At 69.4% G+C, this 18789-nt stretch carries 20 protein-coding genes and 1 pseudogene; 14 read left to right on the top strand and 7 right to left on the bottom strand.

The window, feature by feature from the left end:
- Nucleotides 1–1839: pseudogene (locus tag ACWDU4_RS27200) on the bottom strand (ornithine decarboxylase); the annotation flags it as partial.
- A gap of 193 nt (nt 1840–2032) precedes the next feature.
- Between ACWDU4_RS27200 and ACWDU4_RS27195 the strand changes: the two are divergent.
- The 3 genes from ACWDU4_RS27195 to ACWDU4_RS27185 are packed head-to-tail and all read left to right on the top strand — an operon-like array spanning nt 2033 to nt 4058.
- Nucleotides 2033–2395, top strand: a complete 363-nt coding sequence (locus tag ACWDU4_RS27195) for a GntR family transcriptional regulator (protein WP_450117069.1) — start codon at nt 2033–2035, stop codon at nt 2393–2395.
- On the top strand, nt 2392–3321 hold the full coding sequence (locus tag ACWDU4_RS27190; RefSeq protein WP_450117068.1) for an ABC transporter ATP-binding protein: 930 nt from the start codon (nt 2392–2394) through the stop codon (nt 3319–3321). The genes ACWDU4_RS27195 and ACWDU4_RS27190 overlap by 4 nt, the downstream gene beginning before the upstream one ends.
- A complete protein-coding gene (locus ACWDU4_RS27185; RefSeq protein WP_450117067.1) occupies nt 3318–4058 on the top strand; it encodes an ABC transporter permease in 741 nt (246 codons plus the stop codon). Before ACWDU4_RS27190 ends, ACWDU4_RS27185 begins: the two co-directional genes overlap by 4 nt.
- 7 nt (nt 4059–4065) lie before the next feature.
- On the opposite strand, the gene ACWDU4_RS27180 is transcribed toward ACWDU4_RS27185, so the two are convergent.
- The 3 genes from ACWDU4_RS27180 to ACWDU4_RS27170 form a co-directional block, all read right to left on the bottom strand.
- Nucleotides 4066–5598: a cobyric acid synthase gene (locus ACWDU4_RS27180; protein WP_450117066.1), complete on the bottom strand. Its 1533-nt coding sequence runs from the start codon at nt 5596–5598 to the stop codon at nt 4066–4068.
- Nucleotides 5599–5621: 23 nt separating this feature from the next.
- A complete protein-coding gene (gene map / locus ACWDU4_RS27175) occupies nt 5622–6479 on the bottom strand; it encodes a type I methionyl aminopeptidase (protein ID WP_450117065.1) in 858 nt (285 codons plus the stop codon).
- A gap of 118 nt (nt 6480–6597) precedes the next feature.
- Nucleotides 6598–8037: an MFS transporter gene (locus ACWDU4_RS27170; protein ID WP_450117064.1), complete on the bottom strand. Its 1440-nt coding sequence runs from the start codon at nt 8035–8037 to the stop codon at nt 6598–6600.
- A gap of 280 nt (nt 8038–8317) precedes the next feature.
- Here ACWDU4_RS27170 and ACWDU4_RS27165 point away from each other — a divergent pair, with 280 nt between their 5' ends.
- Entirely contained in the window at nt 8318–8791 is a 474-nt protein-coding gene (locus ACWDU4_RS27165) for a MarR family winged helix-turn-helix transcriptional regulator (RefSeq protein ID WP_450117063.1), read from the top strand.
- Nucleotides 8792–8867: 76 nt separating this feature from the next.
- The gene (locus tag ACWDU4_RS27160; protein WP_450117062.1) at nt 8868–9227 is read left to right on the top strand and encodes a hypothetical protein; all 360 of its coding nucleotides are present in this window, start codon (nt 8868–8870) and stop codon (nt 9225–9227) included.
- Nucleotides 9228–9239: 12 nt separating this feature from the next.
- On the opposite strand, the gene ACWDU4_RS27155 is transcribed toward ACWDU4_RS27160, so the two are convergent.
- The 3 genes from ACWDU4_RS27155 to ACWDU4_RS27145 all read right to left on the bottom strand — a co-directional run bounded on the left by ACWDU4_RS27155 (nt 9240) and on the right by ACWDU4_RS27145 (nt 10375).
- On the bottom strand, nt 9240–9467 hold the full coding sequence (locus ACWDU4_RS27155; protein WP_450117061.1) for a ChaB family protein: 228 nt from the start codon (nt 9465–9467) through the stop codon (nt 9240–9242).
- A 75-nt stretch (nt 9468–9542) separates the two neighbouring features.
- The gene (locus tag ACWDU4_RS27150; protein ID WP_450117070.1) at nt 9543–10247 is read right to left on the bottom strand and encodes a GntR family transcriptional regulator; all 705 of its coding nucleotides are present in this window, start codon (nt 10245–10247) and stop codon (nt 9543–9545) included.
- On the bottom strand, nt 10241–10375 hold the full coding sequence (locus ACWDU4_RS27145; RefSeq protein WP_450117060.1) for a hypothetical protein: 135 nt from the start codon (nt 10373–10375) through the stop codon (nt 10241–10243). Before ACWDU4_RS27145 ends, ACWDU4_RS27150 begins: the two co-directional genes overlap by 7 nt.
- A 99-nt stretch (nt 10376–10474) precedes the next feature.
- Here ACWDU4_RS27145 and ACWDU4_RS27140 point away from each other — a divergent pair, with 99 nt between their 5' ends.
- The 9 genes from ACWDU4_RS27140 (at nt 10475) to ACWDU4_RS27100 (ending at nt 18685) form a co-directional block, all read left to right on the top strand.
- A complete protein-coding gene (locus ACWDU4_RS27140; protein ID WP_450117059.1) occupies nt 10475–11602 on the top strand; it encodes a TIGR03364 family FAD-dependent oxidoreductase in 1128 nt (375 codons plus the stop codon).
- Between the two features lie 68 nt (nt 11603–11670).
- Nucleotides 11671–12360, top strand: a complete 690-nt coding sequence (locus ACWDU4_RS27135) for a phosphonatase-like hydrolase (protein WP_450117058.1) — start codon at nt 11671–11673, stop codon at nt 12358–12360.
- Nucleotides 12361–12416: 56 nt separating this feature from the next.
- The gene (locus ACWDU4_RS27130; protein WP_450117057.1) at nt 12417–13472 is read left to right on the top strand and encodes a 2-aminoethylphosphonate ABC transporter substrate-binding protein; all 1056 of its coding nucleotides are present in this window, start codon (nt 12417–12419) and stop codon (nt 13470–13472) included.
- Between the two features lies 1 nt (nt 13473).
- Complete coding sequence (locus ACWDU4_RS27125) at nt 13474–14655, top strand: ABC transporter ATP-binding protein (protein ID WP_450117056.1); 1182 nt, start codon at nt 13474–13476, stop codon at nt 14653–14655.
- Nucleotides 14652–15563 carry a 2-aminoethylphosphonate ABC transporter permease subunit gene (locus ACWDU4_RS27120; protein WP_450117055.1) on the top strand — a complete coding sequence of 304 codons (912 nt, stop codon included), beginning with the start codon at nt 14652–14654 and terminating at the stop codon, nt 15561–15563. The genes ACWDU4_RS27125 and ACWDU4_RS27120 overlap by 4 nt, the downstream gene beginning before the upstream one ends.
- Complete coding sequence (locus tag ACWDU4_RS27115) at nt 15538–16323, top strand: ABC transporter permease (RefSeq protein ID WP_450117054.1); 786 nt, start codon at nt 15538–15540, stop codon at nt 16321–16323. The genes ACWDU4_RS27120 and ACWDU4_RS27115 overlap by 26 nt, the downstream gene beginning before the upstream one ends.
- A 107-nt stretch (nt 16324–16430) precedes the next feature.
- Nucleotides 16431–17405 carry a GlxA family transcriptional regulator gene (locus ACWDU4_RS27110; RefSeq protein ID WP_450117053.1) on the top strand — a complete coding sequence of 325 codons (975 nt, stop codon included), beginning with the start codon at nt 16431–16433 and terminating at the stop codon, nt 17403–17405.
- 131 nt (nt 17406–17536) lie between these two features.
- The gene (locus tag ACWDU4_RS27105) at nt 17537–17662 is read left to right on the top strand and encodes a hypothetical protein (protein ID WP_450117052.1); all 126 of its coding nucleotides are present in this window, start codon (nt 17537–17539) and stop codon (nt 17660–17662) included.
- A 198-nt stretch (nt 17663–17860) separates the two neighbouring features.
- Complete coding sequence (locus tag ACWDU4_RS27100; protein ID WP_450117051.1) at nt 17861–18685, top strand: dienelactone hydrolase family protein; 825 nt, start codon at nt 17861–17863, stop codon at nt 18683–18685.
- The last annotated feature ends 104 nt before the right edge of the window (nt 18686–18789 follow it).

Raw genomic sequence — 18789 nt, 5'->3', positions numbered from 1 at the left:
CCAGAAGGTGGAGGAGACCTTCCACGAGGCGTACATGGCCCACACCTCCACCTTCTGGTCGAATTCCTGGTCGAACACGTGGATCATCGAGCCCTGTCGCAGCGAGGTCAGCGTCTTGTGCGTCGACTGGGTGGCGTAGACCCGCACCCTGGCGCGTGCCGGGTCGGGCATCAGGCGCCGTTCGAGCAGCTCCTCGTCGGAGGCGCCCCGCACCTGCTCGGCGTGCGCGTCGTAGGCCGCCCTGGATGCGGGGTCGCGCAACCGTTCGCGCACCGCCTGCGCCGCATGCATCGCGGTGCGGGTGCGGTAGACCGGATGGAACCGGGCGAAGGCGAACCACGCCTCGTCCCACAGGAACACCAGGTCCGGCTTGATCGCCAGGCATTCTTCCATCACCCGCTCGACGTCGTAGATGATCCCGTCGAAGGTGCAGTTGGTCAGCATCAACAGCTTGACCCGGTCCAGTTTCCCGGCCGCGCGGAGCGCCAGCAGCCTGGACTTGATCTCCCTCAGCGGCACCGCGCCGTACATCGAGTACTGACTCAGCGGGTATGCGTCCAGATACGTCACCTGCGCGCCGGCGAGCATCAGACCGTAGTGATGGGACTGGTGGCAGTTGCGGTCGACCAACACGATGTCGCCCGGCGCGATGAGGGCCTGGACGACGATCTTGTTGGCCGTCGACGTGCCGTTGGTGACGAAGTACGTCTGGCGCGACCCGAACGTCTTCGCCGCCAGCCGCTGCGAATCACGCAGCGGCCCGATCGGCTCGAGCAACGAGTCCAGTCCGCCGCACGTGGCCGAGGTCTCGGCCAGGAACACATCCAACCCGTAGAAGTCCACCATGTCGGAGATCCAGTGCGAGTTGACGATCGACTTGCCCTGCGAGATCGGCAGCGCGTGGAAGACCCCGGTCGGGCGGTGACTGTATTCGCGCAGTGCACTGAAGAACGGGGTCCGATACCGGGCCGCGACGCCCTCGAGCAGACTCAGGTGCAGGTCGAGCGAGCCCTCCCCCGCATGGAACACCCGCCGGAAGTACCGGCCGAGCCGGCCCGCGGTGTCCTCGACCGCGATCTCGGTCATCAGGTACAGGTCGAGCTCCGGACGGGTGTCGGCGAGCTCCCCGGCCAGGATCCGGGTCCGTTCGTCCGGCGGCTGCCCGGCCAGCTTCTCCGCCACACCGGAGTAGACGAAGTCCGACAGGGCGGTCAGATCCTGCTGCGACCGGTGGCCGAATCGACGCCGGATCACGCACGCCTGCAGATTCACGTTCAGCCGCGCCGCGATGACGGCGTCGTCGCCACTGCCGACGATGACCAGTTCGTAGATGAACTCGTCGTCCGGTCGCCGCCAGGCCCGCAGCTCCCGGCGCAGGGCGAGTTCCTGTGCCTCCGTCATCCTTTCGACCACGAGCACCTCGAAGTAGTGACGCTCCGGTCGGTCCGCACCCGGCTCCTCGCTGCGCGCGGAGTCGGCGTCGAGAGCCTCGTGCTCGCCGTCGGCAGGGGACGCCGGTACGCCGCTCCGGTACGAGCCGGTGACCAGCGCCCGGTTGATCCGCGCAACGGTCCGGGCGAGCTTGTCGTATCCGCCGCCCGCGAACTGTCGCTGGATGCGGGCGAAACTCTGCGATCCCGGATAGGCCCAGTACCGCTCGAACGGCCGCATCTGGCCGAGCAGCCCCTCGACTCGCTCGATCAGCTCGTCGAGCGGCGCGCCGCGTGCGGCCAGACCCGCCAGGTGCGCGCTGGCCGCCTCCAGCCGGCACCACGCGTCCGCGCGGAACTGCCACACACTGTTGTAGGCCCGTGGGTTCACTTCTTCCGTTGCAGCCATCACAGCCTCCACCGATTCGATCACGACCGGCATCCGAGGCCCGTCGACGGAAGTGCCGTCGCGGCGAACACTCTCAGCCTGCTCCCCGACCCGTGCCCAGGCAAGGGAGCCAGGGGTTGCCCTCCACGCGAACCGCTTCTATGGTTCATTACATGAGTAATGAACCAGTGAGCCTGGGCGGGAGGTCGGTCCCGTGATCGACGACGGCCGGCCACTGTTCCAGCAGATCGCCGAGCAGATCGAGGGCGAGATCATCGACGGCTCGCTGCCCGAGGAGACCCAGGTCCCCTCGACCAACGAACTCGCGGCGTTCCACCGGATCAATCCGGCGACCGCCGCGAAGGGCCTCAACCAGCTCGTCGCCGAGGGGATCCTCTACAAGAAACGGGGAATTGGAATGTTCGTCAGTCCAGGGGCGCGCGAAGCGCTCCGCTTCCGGCGGCGAGAAGCGTTCGCGCGCCAGTACATCGAGCCCCTCGTCGCCGAGGCCGATCGGCTGGGCATTCCGCTCGACGAACTCAAGTCCATGCTCGACACGAGGGAGGTGGCCCGATGACCCGGAGCCTGACCGTCACCCAGATCGCCGACCGGAAGTCGACCGGGCGCGAGGTCGTCGCCTCGATGCACGGCGTCGACAAGCGCTACGGGGACGTCGACGCACTCTCGGACATCTCGTTCGACATCGAGCGCGACAAGATCTACGGCCTGCTCGGACGCAACGGCGCAGGGAAGACCACGATCATGTCGATCCTGACCGGCCAGAGCCTCCAGACCTCCGGCGAGGTCTCGGTCTTCGGCGCCAACCCGTTCGAGAACGCGGGCGTGCTGCGCAGCATCAGCTTCATCAAGGAGAGCCAGACCTACCCTGACGACCTCCGGGTCGGGCACGTCCTCTCCGCCGCCGGACACCTGATGGAGCGGTGGGACCGCGGCTTCGCCGAGCTGTTGCTCGACGACTTCCAACTTCCGCTGTGCCGCAAGGTCAAGAAGCTCTCCCGTGGCATGAAATCCGCCCTCGGGGTGATCATCGGCCTCGCGTCACGAGCACCGCTCACGCTGTTCGACGAGCCGTACCTCGGCCTCGACGCCGTCGCCCGGCATCTGTTCTACGACCGCCTGCTCGCGGACTACGCCGAGCACCCCCGCACGATCGTGCTGTCCACCCATCTCATCGACGAGGTGGCGAACCTGCTCGAGCACGTCATCCTCGTGGACCGGGGTCGGATCGTACTCGACGACGATGCCGAGACGCTGCGCCGCCGGGCGGTGATCGTGTCCGGCCCCACCGAGGCGGTCGACGCATTCACCGCGAAAGGCACCGTCCTGCACCAGGAATCGCTCGGTTCCCACACGCGAGCCACGGTCCAGGTCACCGCGGACGAGGCCGACCGGGCCCGACTGATCGCCGCCGGCGCAACGCTCGAACCGGCATCACTCCAGGAACTCGTCATCCGAACCACCACGCAGGAGTCGACGTCATGACCGCAGCCACCCTGACCGCCACGGCGGACACACACGCCACCCGACCTTCCCGGATCGGATCGGTGCTCCGCCTGCACACCGTCGCCTGGCCGCTGCTGATCGCATGGCCCGTCGGGATCCTCGCGGTGTCCTTCGCGATCAGCTGGACGATCTACTTCCTGGTCGGGAACGAGGAAGGTGAGGGTTTCACCGGCAGCGTCACGGCCCTGCTCGGGTTCATGATCGCGTTCTACATCCAGGCCCTGACCCAGACCTTCCCGTTCGCCCTGGGACTGAGCGTCACCCGCCGCGAGTTCTACGGCGCGACGGTCCTGATGGCACTCGGACAGTCGGCTGTGTTCGCGGTCGCGGTACAGGTGCTGTCCGCAATCGAGAGCGCCACCAACGGGTGGGGCGTGTACATGCGGATGTTCGGGATCGCACGCTACTTCACGGACAATCCGCTCGTGCAGCTGCTTTCGCTGTTCGCGATCATGCTGCTGACCGCGGGGATCGCGGTACTCGCCGGAGCGATCTACCAGCGATGGCGCACCACCGGACTGCTCGCGGCGATCGTCGGGGCCGTGGGCACACTCGGACTGGCAGCGATCGTGATCACCTGGGCACGCTGGTGGCCCGCAATCGGCTCGTGGTTCGTGGACATGCCGCGAGTGGTTCCGATGGTGGTGCTGCCACTGGTCCTCGCACTGCTCGCCCTCGCGAGTGGATGGGTGGCGCTGCGCCGCTCGACGTTGTGACCCGAGCTCAGGCGTCGGCCGCCGACCCGAGTCCGCTCGTGATCGTCGGAAGGTCCCGCGGCGCTCCGCTTTCGATCAGCGCGAGCACCGCATCGACGTCGACGTTGCGCTCGACCAGGTCGGCGAGCAGGTCGAGCTGGGAATCCCGCTCGGCGGCAACCGAGGTGTCGGGGGCAACGGCGAACTCGCGTCCGGTCGCCGCGGCGATCCGGGTGAGCAGGGCCCGCCGGTACTCGTCCGACTCGAGCAGTCCGTGCCAGTGCGTGCCGAACACCGACCCGCGCACGCTGCCCTCCGGGGTCCCGTCGTCGTGACGGAGCAGCGGGGCGTCGCCTGTGCGGGTCACCCGACCATGGTGGATCTCGTAACCGGACACCACGATCCCCTCCGCGGTCCCGGTCGCCTGTCGCAGCACCTTGTCGGCGGCGAACTCGATGTCGAGGTCGAGCAGGCCGAGCCCGTCGACGGTTCCCGCGCCGGATTCGACCGTGTCGACGATCCTCCGGCCGAGCATCTGGTAGCCGCCGCAGATTCCGAGAATCGGCAGTCCCGCGGCGGCCCGGTCGCCGAGGGCGTCGGCGATCCCCGACGACCGCAGCCACGCCAGATCCGACACCGTGGACTTGCTGCCCGGCACCACCACCAGGTCGACGTCGGCGAGCCGGGACGGTTCGCTCACCCAGTGCACCGATACGCCCGGCTCGCAGGCCAGTGCCTCGACGTCGGTCGCATTGGACACCCGCGGCAGCCGGATCGCGGCCACCCGCAACCAGTCCCGGCCCCGCGGCGGCGCGGGCCGGCCGACCGGTGCGTCGGCGACCGTGGACAGCGAGTCCTCGGCATCGATCCACAGTCCCTCGGCGAACGGGACCACGCCGAGGGTGGGACGGCCGGTCAGCGATTCCAGTTGGCGCAGGCCCGGTTCGAGCAGAGCGACGTCCCCGCGGAACTTGTTGACGACGAAGCCTGCGATCAGCGCCTGGTCGTCGGGGTCGAGAACGGCGACGGTGCCGAACAGGTGGGCCAGCACTCCCCCGCGGTCGATGTCACCGACGACGAGCACCGGGAGGTCCGCGGCGCGGGCCAGACCCATGTTCGCCAGGTCGGTGGTGCGCAGGTTGATCTCGGCGGGCGACCCGGCACCCTCGCAGATCACCACGTCGAATTCGGCTCGCAGCGAGGCGAGTTCGTCGGCGACCACCCCGCGCAGCCACTGCCGGTGCGCCATGTAGTCGCGGGCGCCGACCGAGGTGACGGCCTTCCCGCGCACGACGAGCTGCGAGGTGCGGTCGCTGCCCGGCTTGAGCAGCACCGGGTTGAACCGGACACTCGGCGCGAGCCCGCAGGCCCGCGCCTGCAGCGCCTGCGCCCGTCCGATCTCCCCACCGTCCAGGGTGACGACGGAATTGTTGGACATGTTCTGCGCCTTGAACGGCGCCACCGAGACGCCGCGACGGGCCAGCAGCCGGCACAGCCCGGCCACGAGGACGCTCTTCCCGGCGTCGGAGGTGGTACCGGCGACGAGCAGCGCACCGCTCACCCGAGCGTGGGAATTGCCACCACTCACGGGAGCGTGAGGATCTCGTTGCCCGTTTCGGTGACGACGATGGTGTGCTCGAACTGCGCGGTCCACTTGCGGTCCTTGGTGACGACGGTCCAGTTGTCGTCCCAGATCTCGTAGTCGACGGTGCCGAGGTTGATCATCGGCTCGATGGTGAACACCATGCCCGGCTCGATGACGGTGTCCACGTTCGGCTGGTCGTAGTGCAGGATCACCAGCCCGTTGTGGAAGGTCTCGCCGATGCCGTGCCCGGTGAAGTCGCGGACGACGCCGTAGCCGAATCGGTTGGCGTAGGACTCGATGACCCGGCCGATGACGTTGAGCTCGCGGCCCGGCTTGACCGCCTTGATGGCGCGCATCGTCGCCTCGCGGGTGCGTTCGACGAGCAGGCGGTTCTCCTCGGAGACGTCACCGGCAAGGAAGGTCGCGTTGGTGTCACCGTGCACGCCGTCGATGTAGGCGGTGACGTCGATGTTGACGATGTCACCGTCCTGGATGACCGTCGAGTCCGGGATGCCGTGGCAGATCACCTCGTTCAGCGAGGTGCAGCAGGACTTGGGAAAGTCCTTGTAGCCCAGGGTCGACGGGTAGGCGCCGTGGTCGATCATGTACTCGTGGGCGATCCGGTCGAGCTCGTCGGTGGTCACCCCCGGCGCGACCGCCTTGCCCGCCTCCTGGAGGGCCTGCGCGGCGATTCGGCCTGCGAGCCGCATCTTCTCGATGGTCTCGGGCGTCTGCACCCACGGCTCGTTGCCCTCGTTGACGGTGGGCTTCCAGGCGTACTCGGGTCGCTCGATCTTCGCGGGGACCGACAGCGTCGGCGAGACGGTTCCGGGGACCAGGGATGCGCGCACAGACATGGCGTCAAGGCTACGCGCCGTGCCCACGCGGGAAGGGACGAGCCCGGCGGACATCCACGAGGGATGCCCGCCGGGCCCCGGCGCGACGGCGCCGATCAGCACGGGTGCGCGACGTCGGTCAGCTGCGCGCACCGACCAGTTCCGCCTCCGGTGCAGAAGCCTGCACCGGGCGACGGGACGGGATGCACGCGGCGACGGCGGCGGCGACGAGCGCGACGCCACAGCCGATCAGCAGGCCGGTGCGGAAACCGTTCTCGGTGGGCAGTGTGTAGTCGCCGACCTGGACGCTCATCTGGGCGAGGACGAGCCCGACGACCGCGGCGGCAATCGAGGTGCCCAGGGACCGCGAGAGCGTGTTGAAGGCGTTCGCCGAGGCGGTCTCCGAGTGCGGCACCGCGCTCATGATCAGGGCGGGCATCGCGCCGTAGGCGAAGCCGGTGCCTGCACCGCAGATGGAGGCGACGATCATCAGACCCCAGGCCGAGCCCATCAGCAGCATCGACGAGGCGTAGCCGAGCGCGATGATCAGGGCACCGACGATCAGGGTGATCTTCGGCCCGCGAGCCGAGGAGAGCTTGGCTCCGATGGGTGCCACGAGCATCATCACGACGCCACCGGGGATCATCCACAGACCCATGACCAGCATCGACTGCCCGAGGCCGTACCCGGTCGACTCGGGAAGCTGGAGCAGCTGCGGCAGGATCAGCGACTGCGCGTACATCGCGAAGCCGACGACCATTCCGGCGACGTTGGTCAGCAACACCTGCGGACGCGCGGTGGTCCGGAGGTCGACCAGCGGATCGGTGGTGCGCAGCTCCCACCAGCCCCAGGCCAGCAGGACGAGCACCGCGGCAACGAACAGGCCGACGATGGTGCCGCTACCCCAGCCCCAGTCGGCACCCTTGGACACACCGAGCAGCAGGCACACCAGCCCGATGCCGAGGCCGAGGGCGCCGACCGGATCGAACTTGCCGGCATCGGAATCGGCCGGGATGGCAGGCACGATCTTCCAGATCAGCACCGCGATGACGACGCTCAGCGCGGCGGCACCCCAGAACAGCGCTCGCCAGCTGGCATTCTGGGCGACGGCCGCGGCAAGCGGCAGACCGAGTGCGCCGCCGATGCCCATGGACGCGCTCATCAGCGCGATGGAGGAGTTCAGCTTCTCCGTCGGGATCAGGTCACGCATGGCGCTGATGCCGATCGGGATCAGGCCCATGCCCATGCCCTGCAGCGCACGTCCGGCGATCATCGGAATCACGGACGTCGCGAGTGCGCACACGACCGAGCCCAGGATCAGCGGCACCGTGCAGATCAGCAGCATGCGACGCTTGCCGTAGATGTCGCCGAGGCGGCCGGTGATCGGGACGCACACCGCGCCGGCGACCAGCGTCGCGGTGACGATCCAGGACGCGTTCGACGCGGTGGTGTTCAGGATGTGCGGCAGGTCGCCGATCAGCGGGACGACCAGCGTCTGCATGAGCGCGGCGACGATGCCGGTGAATGCCAGAACCCCAACGAGACCGTTGGGGTTCACGGCGGATTTCTGCCCTCCCAAAGGACACTCCTCACTACTTCACAATCGAGAATTTTGTGCGGGGCCGTTGCGGCCGGCACGGACTGTGCCCAGTGCACATTACTTGCACAATACACATAATTTGCACGATACAATGGTGTTGCATGATGCACGTCACATGCAACATGCAACCCGCATGTATGGTACAAATCGGATGTAAAGCACAATTCGCCCGTTCGGCCGCACCCACACAGAAGGCGACTTCAGGGATCTCCGCACGGAGGAAGAGGATCTACGCTCGGGGGAAGAGGAAAGGATGCACATGACCACGGCCGCGGACCGCATCGAGTTCGAGACCATGCTGCTCACGCGACACCTCACCCATCCTCGCCGCGGCACCGGCCACCTCGACAACAGCGCGTACCTTCTGCTCAGCCGGATCAGCGCGCAGGGGCCGATGTCCGTCGGCGAACTGAGCGAGGCATTCGGCCTGGACACCTCCACCTTGAGCCGGCAGACGACCGCGATGCTCAATTCCGGCCTGGTTCAACGCATCCCAGATCCCGACGGGGGAATGGCTCGCAAGTTCCTGATCACCGACGAAGGCCGAATCCGCCTCGAGGAGGAACGGGCGGGGAAGGCCGGCGGGGTCGCCAGCATGCTCGAGAGCTGGGACGACGACGATCGAACAACCTTTGCGAACCTCCTCGAACGCTTCAACCTCGAGATCGAGCAGCACACGGGTCGCGAGTGGCCTCGCCCCGTCACACACGGCAACGGGACATCACAGGCCTGAGCCGAGGCGACGCCGCCACACCAGGCCGCGCGTAGCGTGGACTGCGGGACCCGGTCCCGGCAGCGGGAGGCGAACGATGTCGGACGACGTCGAGAAGCGGTGGAACGATCCGCCGGAGATCCGGCGAGCAACCCGCTACGCGGTCGTCGTGCTCGCCGCGGCCCTGGCGGTGATGGGACTCGCCGCACTCTGGGCGTATCTGGGCCGCAGCGACTGCACCACTGCGTCGACGATGGTGTGTGCGACGGCCGACCGCTATCTGCTCGCGATCGCACCCGCGGCGATACTGATGGTCGGCGGGATCGGCGCGTTCGTGCACACCTACACGGTCTGGCGGCACGGCGGCACCTGGCCGGCGTGGCAGGGCGCCGGCTGGGCCTTGATGACGTTCATGTTGATCTACGCCGCGATGGGATCCGGTCTACTGGCCCAGTGAGCGGCGCGGGCACTATCCCGACTTGGGTACCCAGTGATCCGTCTCGAGTTCGTAGCTCTGTTTGAGCTCTCCATAGGCTGCACGCTGGGCTTCTTCACCCTCGCCGTACCGCCTGACCGCCGTCTCGTGGGCCGTCGCGAAGGCCTCCTGCACCTCCTTCGCGGATCGACGCAACGTCTGCGGGAGCTCGAACCGATTCACTTCGCCACCCCTTCGTCGATGAGGAACGCGTGTGCCCATTGTCCGTCGCGCTCCCCCGATGCGGTACCGCTCGGGCGGAATTCGTCGCATCGAGGTGTCGGCGGCACCCGGAAGTCAGCGGAGTTCGGTCACGAATGCCATCCGGTCCCCCCGGTACAGCGATCGCACGCGCTCGATCGGGACCCCCGCGGCGTCGCGGGACACGCGGTGCAGTTTCAGCATCGGCATCGCCGTGCTCGACTCGACGAGCCCTGCCTCGCGCGGGGTGGGCAGAGCGGTCTCGATCCGCTCGGTGGCCGTCGCGAACCCGATTCCCTTCGCGCGGATCGCCGCATACAGGGAGCTCTCGGGGTCGAACGTGTCCGCGAGATCCGGGAAGCGGTACAGCGGCAGGTAGGTGCTCTCGAGTCCGATGCGCTCGCCGTCGGCGAGCAGGACGCGTTCGAGGTGGATCACCCGATCGCCGACGGCGATCTCGAGGATCTCGGCCAGTCTCTCGTGGGCGTCGATCTCTTCCCACCGCACCAGGATTCGGCCCGGTTCGCGCCCCTGGCTCAGTGCGCCCTCGGTGTAGGAACCGAGAGAGAGGGGCTGGACCAGCTTCGGGCGCGCGACGACGGTGCCCCTCCCCCGGCGTTCGATCCGGCCGGCGACCAGCAGCTCGTGCAGCGCCTGACGAACGGTCTCCCGGGAGACTCCGCAGGTGGCCGCGAGTTCCCGCTCGGCAGGCACCGGGTCACCCGCGACGAGGTCCGCGAGCAGGTCCTCGACGTGCGTCCGCACGATGTAGTGCTTGGGCAGGCTCTCGGCCGTCACGATGCCACCGCCGCGGCGCCCACGCGGGACGCGACTGCGCGGACGCCGCGCCCGGCCCTGCCATCGAGCCCGTTGCGACGCGAATCAGACAGCGCAGCAGTCTCTTCGAGCACGGACGTGTCGTCGTTCACGTCCGTCAGCGTACACAGTTTTTGGTCTATACCAATTGTTCATCTGCCCTTTCCCGGGCGTCTCCCAGATGGTCTAGACCAATGGTCAGGCTGTGCCCCATGCGAATTGCAATTGTGGGAGGCGGGATCCTCGGCACGGCGCATGCCGACGAGGCGATCCGCAGAGGACACGAGGTGGTCCACCTCGAACGCGAACCCGAGGCGCGCGGTGCCACGGTACGCAACTTCGGCCTGGTCTGGGTGTCCGGGCGGGCCGAACACGAACTGGACGCCGCACTGCGCTCGCGTGAACTGTGGGCCGATCTGGCCGCCCGCGTCCCCGCCATCGGTTTCCGACCGGCCGGCTCACTGACCCTGCTCCGCACCCCGGAGGAGGTGGCGGTCGCCGAGGAGGTGCTCGCCCGCCCCGCCGCCGCCGCTCGCGGCTTCGCGCTCCTCGACCCGGAGCGGGTCCGCGCCGTCAACCCGGCCCTGCGCGGCAAGTACCTCGCGGGCCTGCACTGCACCCGCGACGGCGCCGTCGAGTCCCGGGTCACCCTGCCCGCGATCCGCGCGCACCTTCAGGCGAGCGGGCGCTACACGTTCCACGCGTCCACCGAGGCCCGCGAGGTCACCAGCGACGCCGCCGGCGTCCACATCCGCGACGACCACGGCCGCACCTTCGACGCCGACCTCGCGATCGTGTGCCCGGGCGCCACCCTCGGCGGCCTGGCCCGCGACCTGGCAGGCGAACTGCCGCTGCGGCGGGTCCGGCTGCAGATGATGCAGACCGCCCCGCTCGGCGAACCGCTGACCACCGCGATCGCCGACGGCGACAGCCTGCGCTACTACCCCGGCTTCGCGGGCAGCGCCCTCGACGCCCTGAAGTCGGCGCAGGCGCAGACCCCGACCGCGGCGGCGCACCGGATGCAGTTGTTGTGCGTGCAGCGACTGCACGGGGGCCTGACCATCGGCGACACCCACGAGTACGACGAGCCGTTCGACTTCGACGTCGACGAGGCGCCCTACGAACACCTCACATCGGTGGCGGAGGAACTGCTGGGCCGCAAGCTCCCCCACGTCGTCAAGCGCTGGGCAGGCGTCTACAGCCAGCACCTCGACCCGGGCGAGCTGGTTCACCGCGGTCAACCGGCCGAGAACGTGTGGGTCGTCGCGGGACCGGGCGGTCGCGGCATGACCCTCGGACCGGCGCTCGCCGAGCAGACCGCCGAACAACTCGGCCTCTAGGACACCGCTGACCTGGTCGGCTGCTAGGACGCCGCCGACCAGGTCGGCCTGCAGGAACAGGAGACACCATGTCCGACAACCAGATCCGACTCGCCGTCCTCGACATGGCCGGCACCACCGTCGCCGACGACGGGCTCGTGCTGAGGGCGTTCGCGGCAGCCGCCGACGCCGCGGGCCTGCCCGCCGAAGGTCCCGAGGCCGAGGCCGCCCGGCAGTACGTCATCGACACCATGGGTCAGTCCAAGATCGTCGTGTTCCGCGCGCTGACCGGAGGGGACGAGGATCGCGCCCAGGCCGCCAACGCGGCGTTCGAGGCCACTTACGACGGGCTGATCGACGAGATCGGCGCCGAACCGATTCCCGGTGCCGCCGAGACGATCACCGCGCTGCGCGAGAACGGCATCAAGGTGGCGCTGACCACCGGATTCAGCCGCGGCACCCAGGACAAGCTGCTCGCAGCGCTCGGGTGGCGGGCCCTCGCCGACCTGACCCTGGCGCCATCCGACGCCGGGCGCGGTCGCCCCTACCCCGATCTGATCCTCACCGCGCTGCTTCGGCTGCAGGTCGACGACGTGCGCGAGGTCGCCGTTCTCGGCGACACCGCCAACGACATCACGTCGGGCCTGCGGGCGGGCGCGTCCGTCGTCGCCGGAACCCTGACCGGAGCCCACGACGAGGCGCAGCTGCGTGCCGCCGGTGCCACCGCCGTACTGCCGTCGGTTCGCGAGTTCGCGGATCTGATCCTTTCCGACCGCTAGCCGCCCGCCCTACGAAGCATTCACCCACACTCCCTTCACCCCGAGCGAGGAAATCGATGCGCCCCTTCCGGATCCGCCCCGCCGTCGCCGCGGCCGCACTGGCCGCAACAACCCTGACCCTGACCGCCTGCGGCGGCACCGGCACCGCCGCGAACTCCGACGGCTCCGGCGTCGTCACCGTCTACAGCGCCGACGGGCTCGCGAACTGGTACAACCCGCAGTTCGAGGCGTTCACCGAGGAAACCGGCATCGCCGTCAACCTCGTCGAGGCCGGGTCCGGCGAGGTCGTCTCCCGTGTGGAGAAGGAGCAGTCCAACCCGCAGGCCGACGTCGTCGTCACGCTGCCGCCGTTCATCCAGAAGGCCGCCGCGCAGGGCCTGCTGCAGCCCAGCGGCATCGACACCTCGATGGTCCTCACCGCCGAACAGGATCCCGCCGGCACCTACGTGCCCGTGGTGAACAACTACCTCTCGTTCATCGCCAACCCCGCCGCGAACCCGGCCCCCACCAGCTGGGACGACCTGCTCACCGAGCAGTACAAGGGCAAGCTGCAGTACTCGACTCCCGGCCAGGCCGGCGACGGCACCGCGGTACTGCTGCTGCTCCAGCACCTCAGGGGCAAGGACGGCGCACTGGACTACCTGGGCAAACTGCAGACCAACAACGTCGGCCCCTCGTCGTCGACCGGCAAGCTGCAGCCGAAGGTCAGCAACGGCGAACTGCTCGTGGCCAACGGCGACGTGCAGATGAATCTGGCGTCGATCAAGGACGACGGCTCGAAGTTCGGGTTGTTCTTCCCCGCCAACGCGGACGGCACCCGCACCACCGTCGCCCTGCCCTACGTGATGGGTCTGGCGAAGGGCGCGCCGCAGGAGGACGAGGCGAAGAAGCTGATGGAGTACCTGCTCTCGGAGACTGCGCAGCAGGCCGTCGGCACCAAGGCGCTGGGGGTGTCGGTCCGCAGCGACCTCGCCGCCACCACCGCGTCGGCCGGCCAGAACACGCCGGCGGGTGTCCTCGCAGGCGTCGACGTGTGGACCCCGAACTGGAACGACGTGCTGCGGGACCTCGACGCCGACGTCGCCGCCTACCAGAAGGCCACCGGGAACTGACATGACGCGGATCAACGCCCGGTGGCGCCAGGCGGCCACCGAGATCGACGGCGGCACGGTCGGCACCACCTCTCCCGCGATCCAGTTCGATCGCGTCAACGTCGCCTACGGGCGCGGCCGCGGCGCCACCCGGGCGTTGGTCGACTTCAACCTGCGGGTGGCACCGGGCGAGACCGTGGCCCTGCTCGGGCCGAGCGGGTCGGGCAAGTCGACCGCGCTCAAGGCACTGGCCGGGTTCAACCGCCCGGTGTCGGGCACCGTCCGCCTCGGCGGCGTCGACATCACCGACCTGCCGCCGGCCAAACGGGGCATCGGCGTCGTCGTCCAGTCCTACGCCCTGTTCCCGCACATGCGGGTCGCGGAGAACGTCGCGTTCGGGCTCCGGTCCCAGCGGGTGCCGCGGTCCGAGATCGGCGGCCGGGTCGACGACGCGCTCGCGATGGTCGGGATGTCCGCCTACGGCAAGCGGTTTCCCCGCGAACTGTCGGGCGGACAGCAGCAGCGGGTGGCGATCGCGCGGGCACTGGCGATCCGGCCGAAGGTGCTGCTGCTCGACGAGCCGCTCGCCGCGCTCGACGCCCAGCTGCGCCAGTCCATGCTCGCCGAACTGCAGCAGCTGCGCGCCGCCCTGCCGGACACCGCGATGCTGTACGTCACCCACGACCAGTCCGAGGCGCTCGCGCTGGCGGACCGGATCGCCGTGATGCGCGACGCCCGCCTGGTGGACGTGGACACCACCGAGAACCTGTGGAAGCGGCCCCCGAGCAGCTTCACCGCCGCGTTCCTCGGTGGGGCGAACCTGCTGCCGTGCACGGTGAGCCGGGTGATCGGCACGTCCGCGCTGGTCTCGCTGGCCGGGCTCCCCGTCACCGCGCAGGCTCCGCGACCGGAGATCGGCGCCACCGACTGGGAGGCCGCCGACTCGGCTGCGCTGCTGTGCATCCGGCCGCACGCCGTCGAGTTGACCGGGCCCGCCGACCGGGGCGCGCTGCGCGCCGCCGTGACCGGCAGCGTATGGCGCGGCGCCACCACCCGCCTGACCGTGACGCTCGCCGGGATGCCGGAGCACCCCCTCCACGTCGACGTCACCGGGCACGACGACCGGCCGATCGGCACCCCGGTGGGTGTGAGGTTCCCCGACGGGAGCGCGGTGCTCGTCCCGGCCCCGAGGCCGGTCCCGTGAACGCTCCCGTGCTGGAGCGGCCGCCCTTCCTCGATCCCACCCCGGCGCGCCCCCGGCCGCGCCGGTGGGGTCCGACGCTGTGGGCGCTGCCGCCGCTGCTGCTGGTCCTCGGTTTCGCCGTGTACCCGATGGCCCGCGTTCTGGCGGAGTCGACGGTCACCGACGACGGCCGCGGCTGGTCCACCTGGGGCGAGGTCCTCGGGTCGCAGCTGTTCCGCACCGCGCTGTGGCGCACCGTGCAGATCGCGGCCCTGTCCACACTCGGCGCGATGCTGCTCGGCACCTTCCTGGCCCTGGTCCTCGCGTTCGTGCCGTTCCCCGGGTCCAAGGTGGTGGGCCGCCTGATCGACACCGTGCTCTCGCTGCCGTCGTTCCTGATCACCCTGGCGTTCACCTTCCTGTACGGCACCGCGGGCGCGGTCAACGCGCTGATCACCCGGATCACCGGCGCCGAGCACGGTCCGCTGAACTTCCTCTCCACCCCGCTCGGCGTGATCGCCGCGGAGGTCACCTTCTTCACGCCGTTCGTGGTCCGCCCGCTGCTCGCCGCGTTCACCCAGATGCCGCGTGAGCAGCTCGACGTGGCCGCCGGCCTCGGCGCGTCCCCGTGGCGGGTGCTGCGCACGGTGGTCATGCCGGAGGCGTGGCCGGCCCTGATGTCCGGCGGCTCGCTCGTCCTGCTGTTGACGCTCAACGAGTTCGGCATCGTGCTGTTCACCGGCGCCAAGGACGTCGTGACGCTACCGGTGCTGATCTACACCCGCGGCATCGTCACCTTCGACCTGCCCGGCGCCGCGGTGATCGCCACCGTCCAGGTGGCGCTGTCGGTGGCGCTGTACGTCGGCTACCGGGTTCTGTTCAACCGACCGATGGGAGGCAGCCGTGCTGCTGTGGACAACGCGGGCTAGGGCGTTGACGCTGACCGTGTTCGGGCTGGTTGTCGCGGTGGTGTTCGTGGCCCCTATCGCGACGGTCGTCGCGGCGGCGCTGGCCGGGTCGTGGACCGGACCGCTGCCATCCGATCTGGGTGGCAAGCACTTCGCGGCCGCGCTGACCGACGAGAACCTGGCGAGCCTGGCGGTGAGCCTGCAGACCGCGTTCATCGCAGGCGCGATCGCGCTGGCCGTCGGCACCTGGGCCGCGCTCGCGGCACGCGAGGCGCCGGTGTGGCTGCGCAAGGCCACCGATGCGGTGTTCCACCTGCCGATCGCGGTGCCCTCGGTGGCGATCGGGCTCGGGCTGCTGGTCGCGTTCAACTCGAAGCCGCTGTTGCTCGGCGGCACCAAGTGGATCGTGATCCTCGCGCACACGGTGCTGGTGCTTGCGTTCGCGTTCAGCTCGGTCTCCGCCGCGCTCGACCGCCTCGACCCCGCCTACCGGCAGGCCGCCGAGTCGCTCGGCGCCGGGCCCGCCCGGGTACTGCTGCGGGTGACGCTCCCCTTGCTGCTGCCCGCGATCGGCGCCGCCGCCGGCCTGTCGATCGCGCTGTCCATGGGAGAGCTCGGCGCCACCGTGATGGTGTACCCGGCTACTTGGAAGACCCTGCCGGTGACCATCTTCGGCCTCACAGACCGGGGCCAGGTGTTCCAGGCCGCCGCAAACACCACCCTCCTGCTCGCCGTCACGCTCGTCGCCCTGCTCGTCGTCGGCCGCCTCCGCAGGCGCTGACACAACCCGGGAGTCCTTCCGGTCCGCCTCCGGACCGGAAGGACTCCCGGGTCTAGCCTTGCACTCTCGTGGCCTCCCCACCGGCGGCCGTCTCGGGAGTGGGTGCCATGCGGATCGGAATCCTCGCGTACGACGACTGTTTCGCGACGGAGGTGTTCGCCGTCTCCGACATCCTCCGCATCGCCAACCGGGTCGCCCGCGAGAACGGCACCTCCCGTACCGACCTGTTCCGGACCACGGTCGTCGCCGCTGGGGACGGCCCGGTGGCCGCCGCGGGCGGGTTCACGATCGGCGCGCAGCGATGGCATCACCGGTTCGATCTCCTCGTCGTGCCGGGATTCGACGTCTCCCCCACCGAGGACCTCGACGTCCGGCTCGCCGATCGCGGCCGCGAGATCGACTTCCTCCGAGCGGCGGCGCGCCACAACACCCGGATCGCGTCGGTGTGCGTCGGCGCATTCCTGCTGGGTGAGGCCGGTGTGCTGGACGGACGACGGTCGACGACTTCGTGGCTGTTCGCGTCGCAGCTGGCTCGGCGATATCCGCGGTCGACGGTGTGCGCGGAGTCGCTGGTCGTCGGCGACGGCCACGTCACCACCACCGCCGCGTTCAGTGCATCCCTCGACCTCGCGACCGCGATCGTGCGAGACCACCTCGGCGCGAGCGTCGCCCGTGCGACTGCCCGCATCACCCTGGTATCGGAGAACCGGGCCAGCCAGGCGCCGTACGTCGTCGAGTCGATGGTGCCGACGACGTCCGGCCCCTTCGCGACCGCGGTGCAGCGCTGGCTGGTCGATCACCTCACGGAGCCCTACAACCTGTCCCGGCTGGCGGATGCGTTCCACGTCAGCACCCGAACCCTCTTGCGCAGGTACGGCGGTGAGGAGGGTCGGACGCCGTTGGCCTTCCTGCAGGAGGCACGGATCGCTGCCGCCAAAAGGCTTCTCGCCGACACCGATGTCCCGATCGGCGACATCCCGCGTCGGGTCGGGTACCAGGATCCCGGCACGCTGCGGCGGATGTTCGTCGATCGCGTCGGAATCGGTCCCGCCGAGTTCCGCCGCCGGTTCCGCGCTCGTTGAGGTTGCCGCCCCGGGCGGGGATCGGATTCCCAGGCGGCTGCCAGGGTGAACCCAGGTTCGACGCCTAGAACTGAGGCGCTCTGCCCTGACACCGCATGGCGTGGTTCCATGCACGACGAGAAGGACTCTTCATGGATTTCGATCAGATCATCGAACTGCTGAGCGCGCTCGGCGACTTCGGCGACTTGCTTTCCGGCGCGGGCGATCTGCTCTCCGGCGTGGTCGAATTCGGCGGCTCGGTCTCCAGCCTGTCGTAACCGGTCTCCCCTCTGCGCGTGTTGCCGGGCACCAGATTGGTTGCCCGGCAACACGCGTTTTCGGCGTCATCGGGGAAGCTCACCCGAGCCACCCTGGCCGGATCGACCCGAAAGGTGGCGATCCCGCCCCTCGTCCCCCGGTCCGCCGGCCACGAGACTCGACCTGTTCAGTGACCGACAACGAACAGGAACCCACAGATGACACCGCACGACACGACCGTGGACGATCCGCTCGACGACTTCGAACGGCGCGACGTCACCTTCGATTCGGTCACGAAGGTCGTGCTCGTCTCCGGCGCGGGCCCGGCCGTCGTCGTCATGCCGGAGATGCCCGGAATCAGCCCGCACGTGGCCCGGTTCGCGCGGTGGGTGCGCGACGCCGGCTTCACCGTGTACCTGCCGTCGCTGTTCGGGCGCGACGGTGCGGTGCCGACGACCGAGGACGGCAGCGCCGTGATGCAGCGGGCGTGCGTGAGCGCCGAGTTCCGGGCGTTCGGCGCAAACCGGACCAGTCCCGTGACCCAATGGCTCCGCGCGCTGGCGCGAACCGCCCACGAGGAGTGCGGCGGCCCCGGCATCGGCGCCGTCGGCATGTGCTTCACCGGGAACTTCGCGCTGACCATGACACTCGAGGCGTCGGTCCTCGCACCGGTGCTCTGCCAGCCGTCGCTCCCGCTCGACGACCCGGGCGGACTGGAGATCGCACCGGAAGACCTGACTGCGGTACGCGACCGCCTCGACCGGGACGACCTGACCGTGCTGTCGTACCGGTTCGCCGGCGACAAGTGGTGCCGGGCCGAACGTTTCGCCGCCTACGCGTCAGCGCTCGGCGACCGGTTCGTGGGCACGGTGCTCCCGGACAGCGCGGCCGACCCCACGCCCCCGCCGTTCTTCGCGGACGTGGTGGCGAGCCCGCACAGCGTCGTGACGGCACACCTGATCGATGCCGCGGGCGAGCCGACCATTGCCGCGCGCAACGAGATCCTCGCGTTCCTCACCTCACGGCTGACCGAGACACGATGACGGGAGTTCGGTGGGCCTGCGCCCCGCCACCCAACAACCCCGAGCCCGCTGTCACCCCATACCCACCAAGGTAGGCAGAAAAAGGGAGAGCGGGGGGGTGGGGA

Source organism: Rhodococcus sp. NPDC003348, from assembly GCF_053589375.1.
This window is presented reverse-complemented; position numbering and strand designations above follow the sequence as displayed.

What these genes read in the sequence shown, in the direction of transcription:
- ACWDU4_RS27190 (WP_450117068.1), top strand. Translation starts at nt 2,392, where the DNA reads ATGACCCGGAGCCTGACCGTCACCCAGATCGCCGACCGGAAGTCGACC.
- ACWDU4_RS27185 (WP_450117067.1), top strand. Translation starts at nt 3,318, where the DNA reads ATGACCGCAGCCACCCTGACCGCCACGGCGGACACACACGCCACCCGA.
- map (WP_450117065.1), bottom strand. Translation starts at nt 6,479, where the DNA reads ATGTCTGTGCGCGCATCCCTGGTCCCCGGAACCGTCTCGCCGACGCTG.
- ACWDU4_RS27165 (WP_450117063.1), top strand. Translation starts at nt 8,318, where the DNA reads ATGACCACGGCCGCGGACCGCATCGAGTTCGAGACCATGCTGCTCACG.
- ACWDU4_RS27160 (WP_450117062.1), top strand. Translation starts at nt 8,868, where the DNA reads ATGTCGGACGACGTCGAGAAGCGGTGGAACGATCCGCCGGAGATCCGG.
- ACWDU4_RS27155 (WP_450117061.1), bottom strand. Translation starts at nt 9,467, where the DNA reads ATGGGCACACGCGTTCCTCATCGACGAAGGGGTGGCGAAGTGAATCGG.
- ACWDU4_RS27140 (WP_450117059.1), top strand. Translation starts at nt 10,475, where the DNA reads ATGCGAATTGCAATTGTGGGAGGCGGGATCCTCGGCACGGCGCATGCC.
- ACWDU4_RS27135 (WP_450117058.1), top strand. Translation starts at nt 11,671, where the DNA reads ATGTCCGACAACCAGATCCGACTCGCCGTCCTCGACATGGCCGGCACC.
- ACWDU4_RS27130 (WP_450117057.1), top strand. Translation starts at nt 12,417, where the DNA reads ATGCGCCCCTTCCGGATCCGCCCCGCCGTCGCCGCGGCCGCACTGGCC.
- ACWDU4_RS27125 (WP_450117056.1), top strand. Translation starts at nt 13,474, where the DNA reads ATGACGCGGATCAACGCCCGGTGGCGCCAGGCGGCCACCGAGATCGAC.
- ACWDU4_RS27110 (WP_450117053.1), top strand. Translation starts at nt 16,431, where the DNA reads ATGCGGATCGGAATCCTCGCGTACGACGACTGTTTCGCGACGGAGGTG.
- ACWDU4_RS27105 (WP_450117052.1), top strand. Translation starts at nt 17,537, where the DNA reads ATGGATTTCGATCAGATCATCGAACTGCTGAGCGCGCTCGGCGACTTC.
- ACWDU4_RS27100 (WP_450117051.1), top strand. Translation starts at nt 17,861, where the DNA reads ATGACACCGCACGACACGACCGTGGACGATCCGCTCGACGACTTCGAA.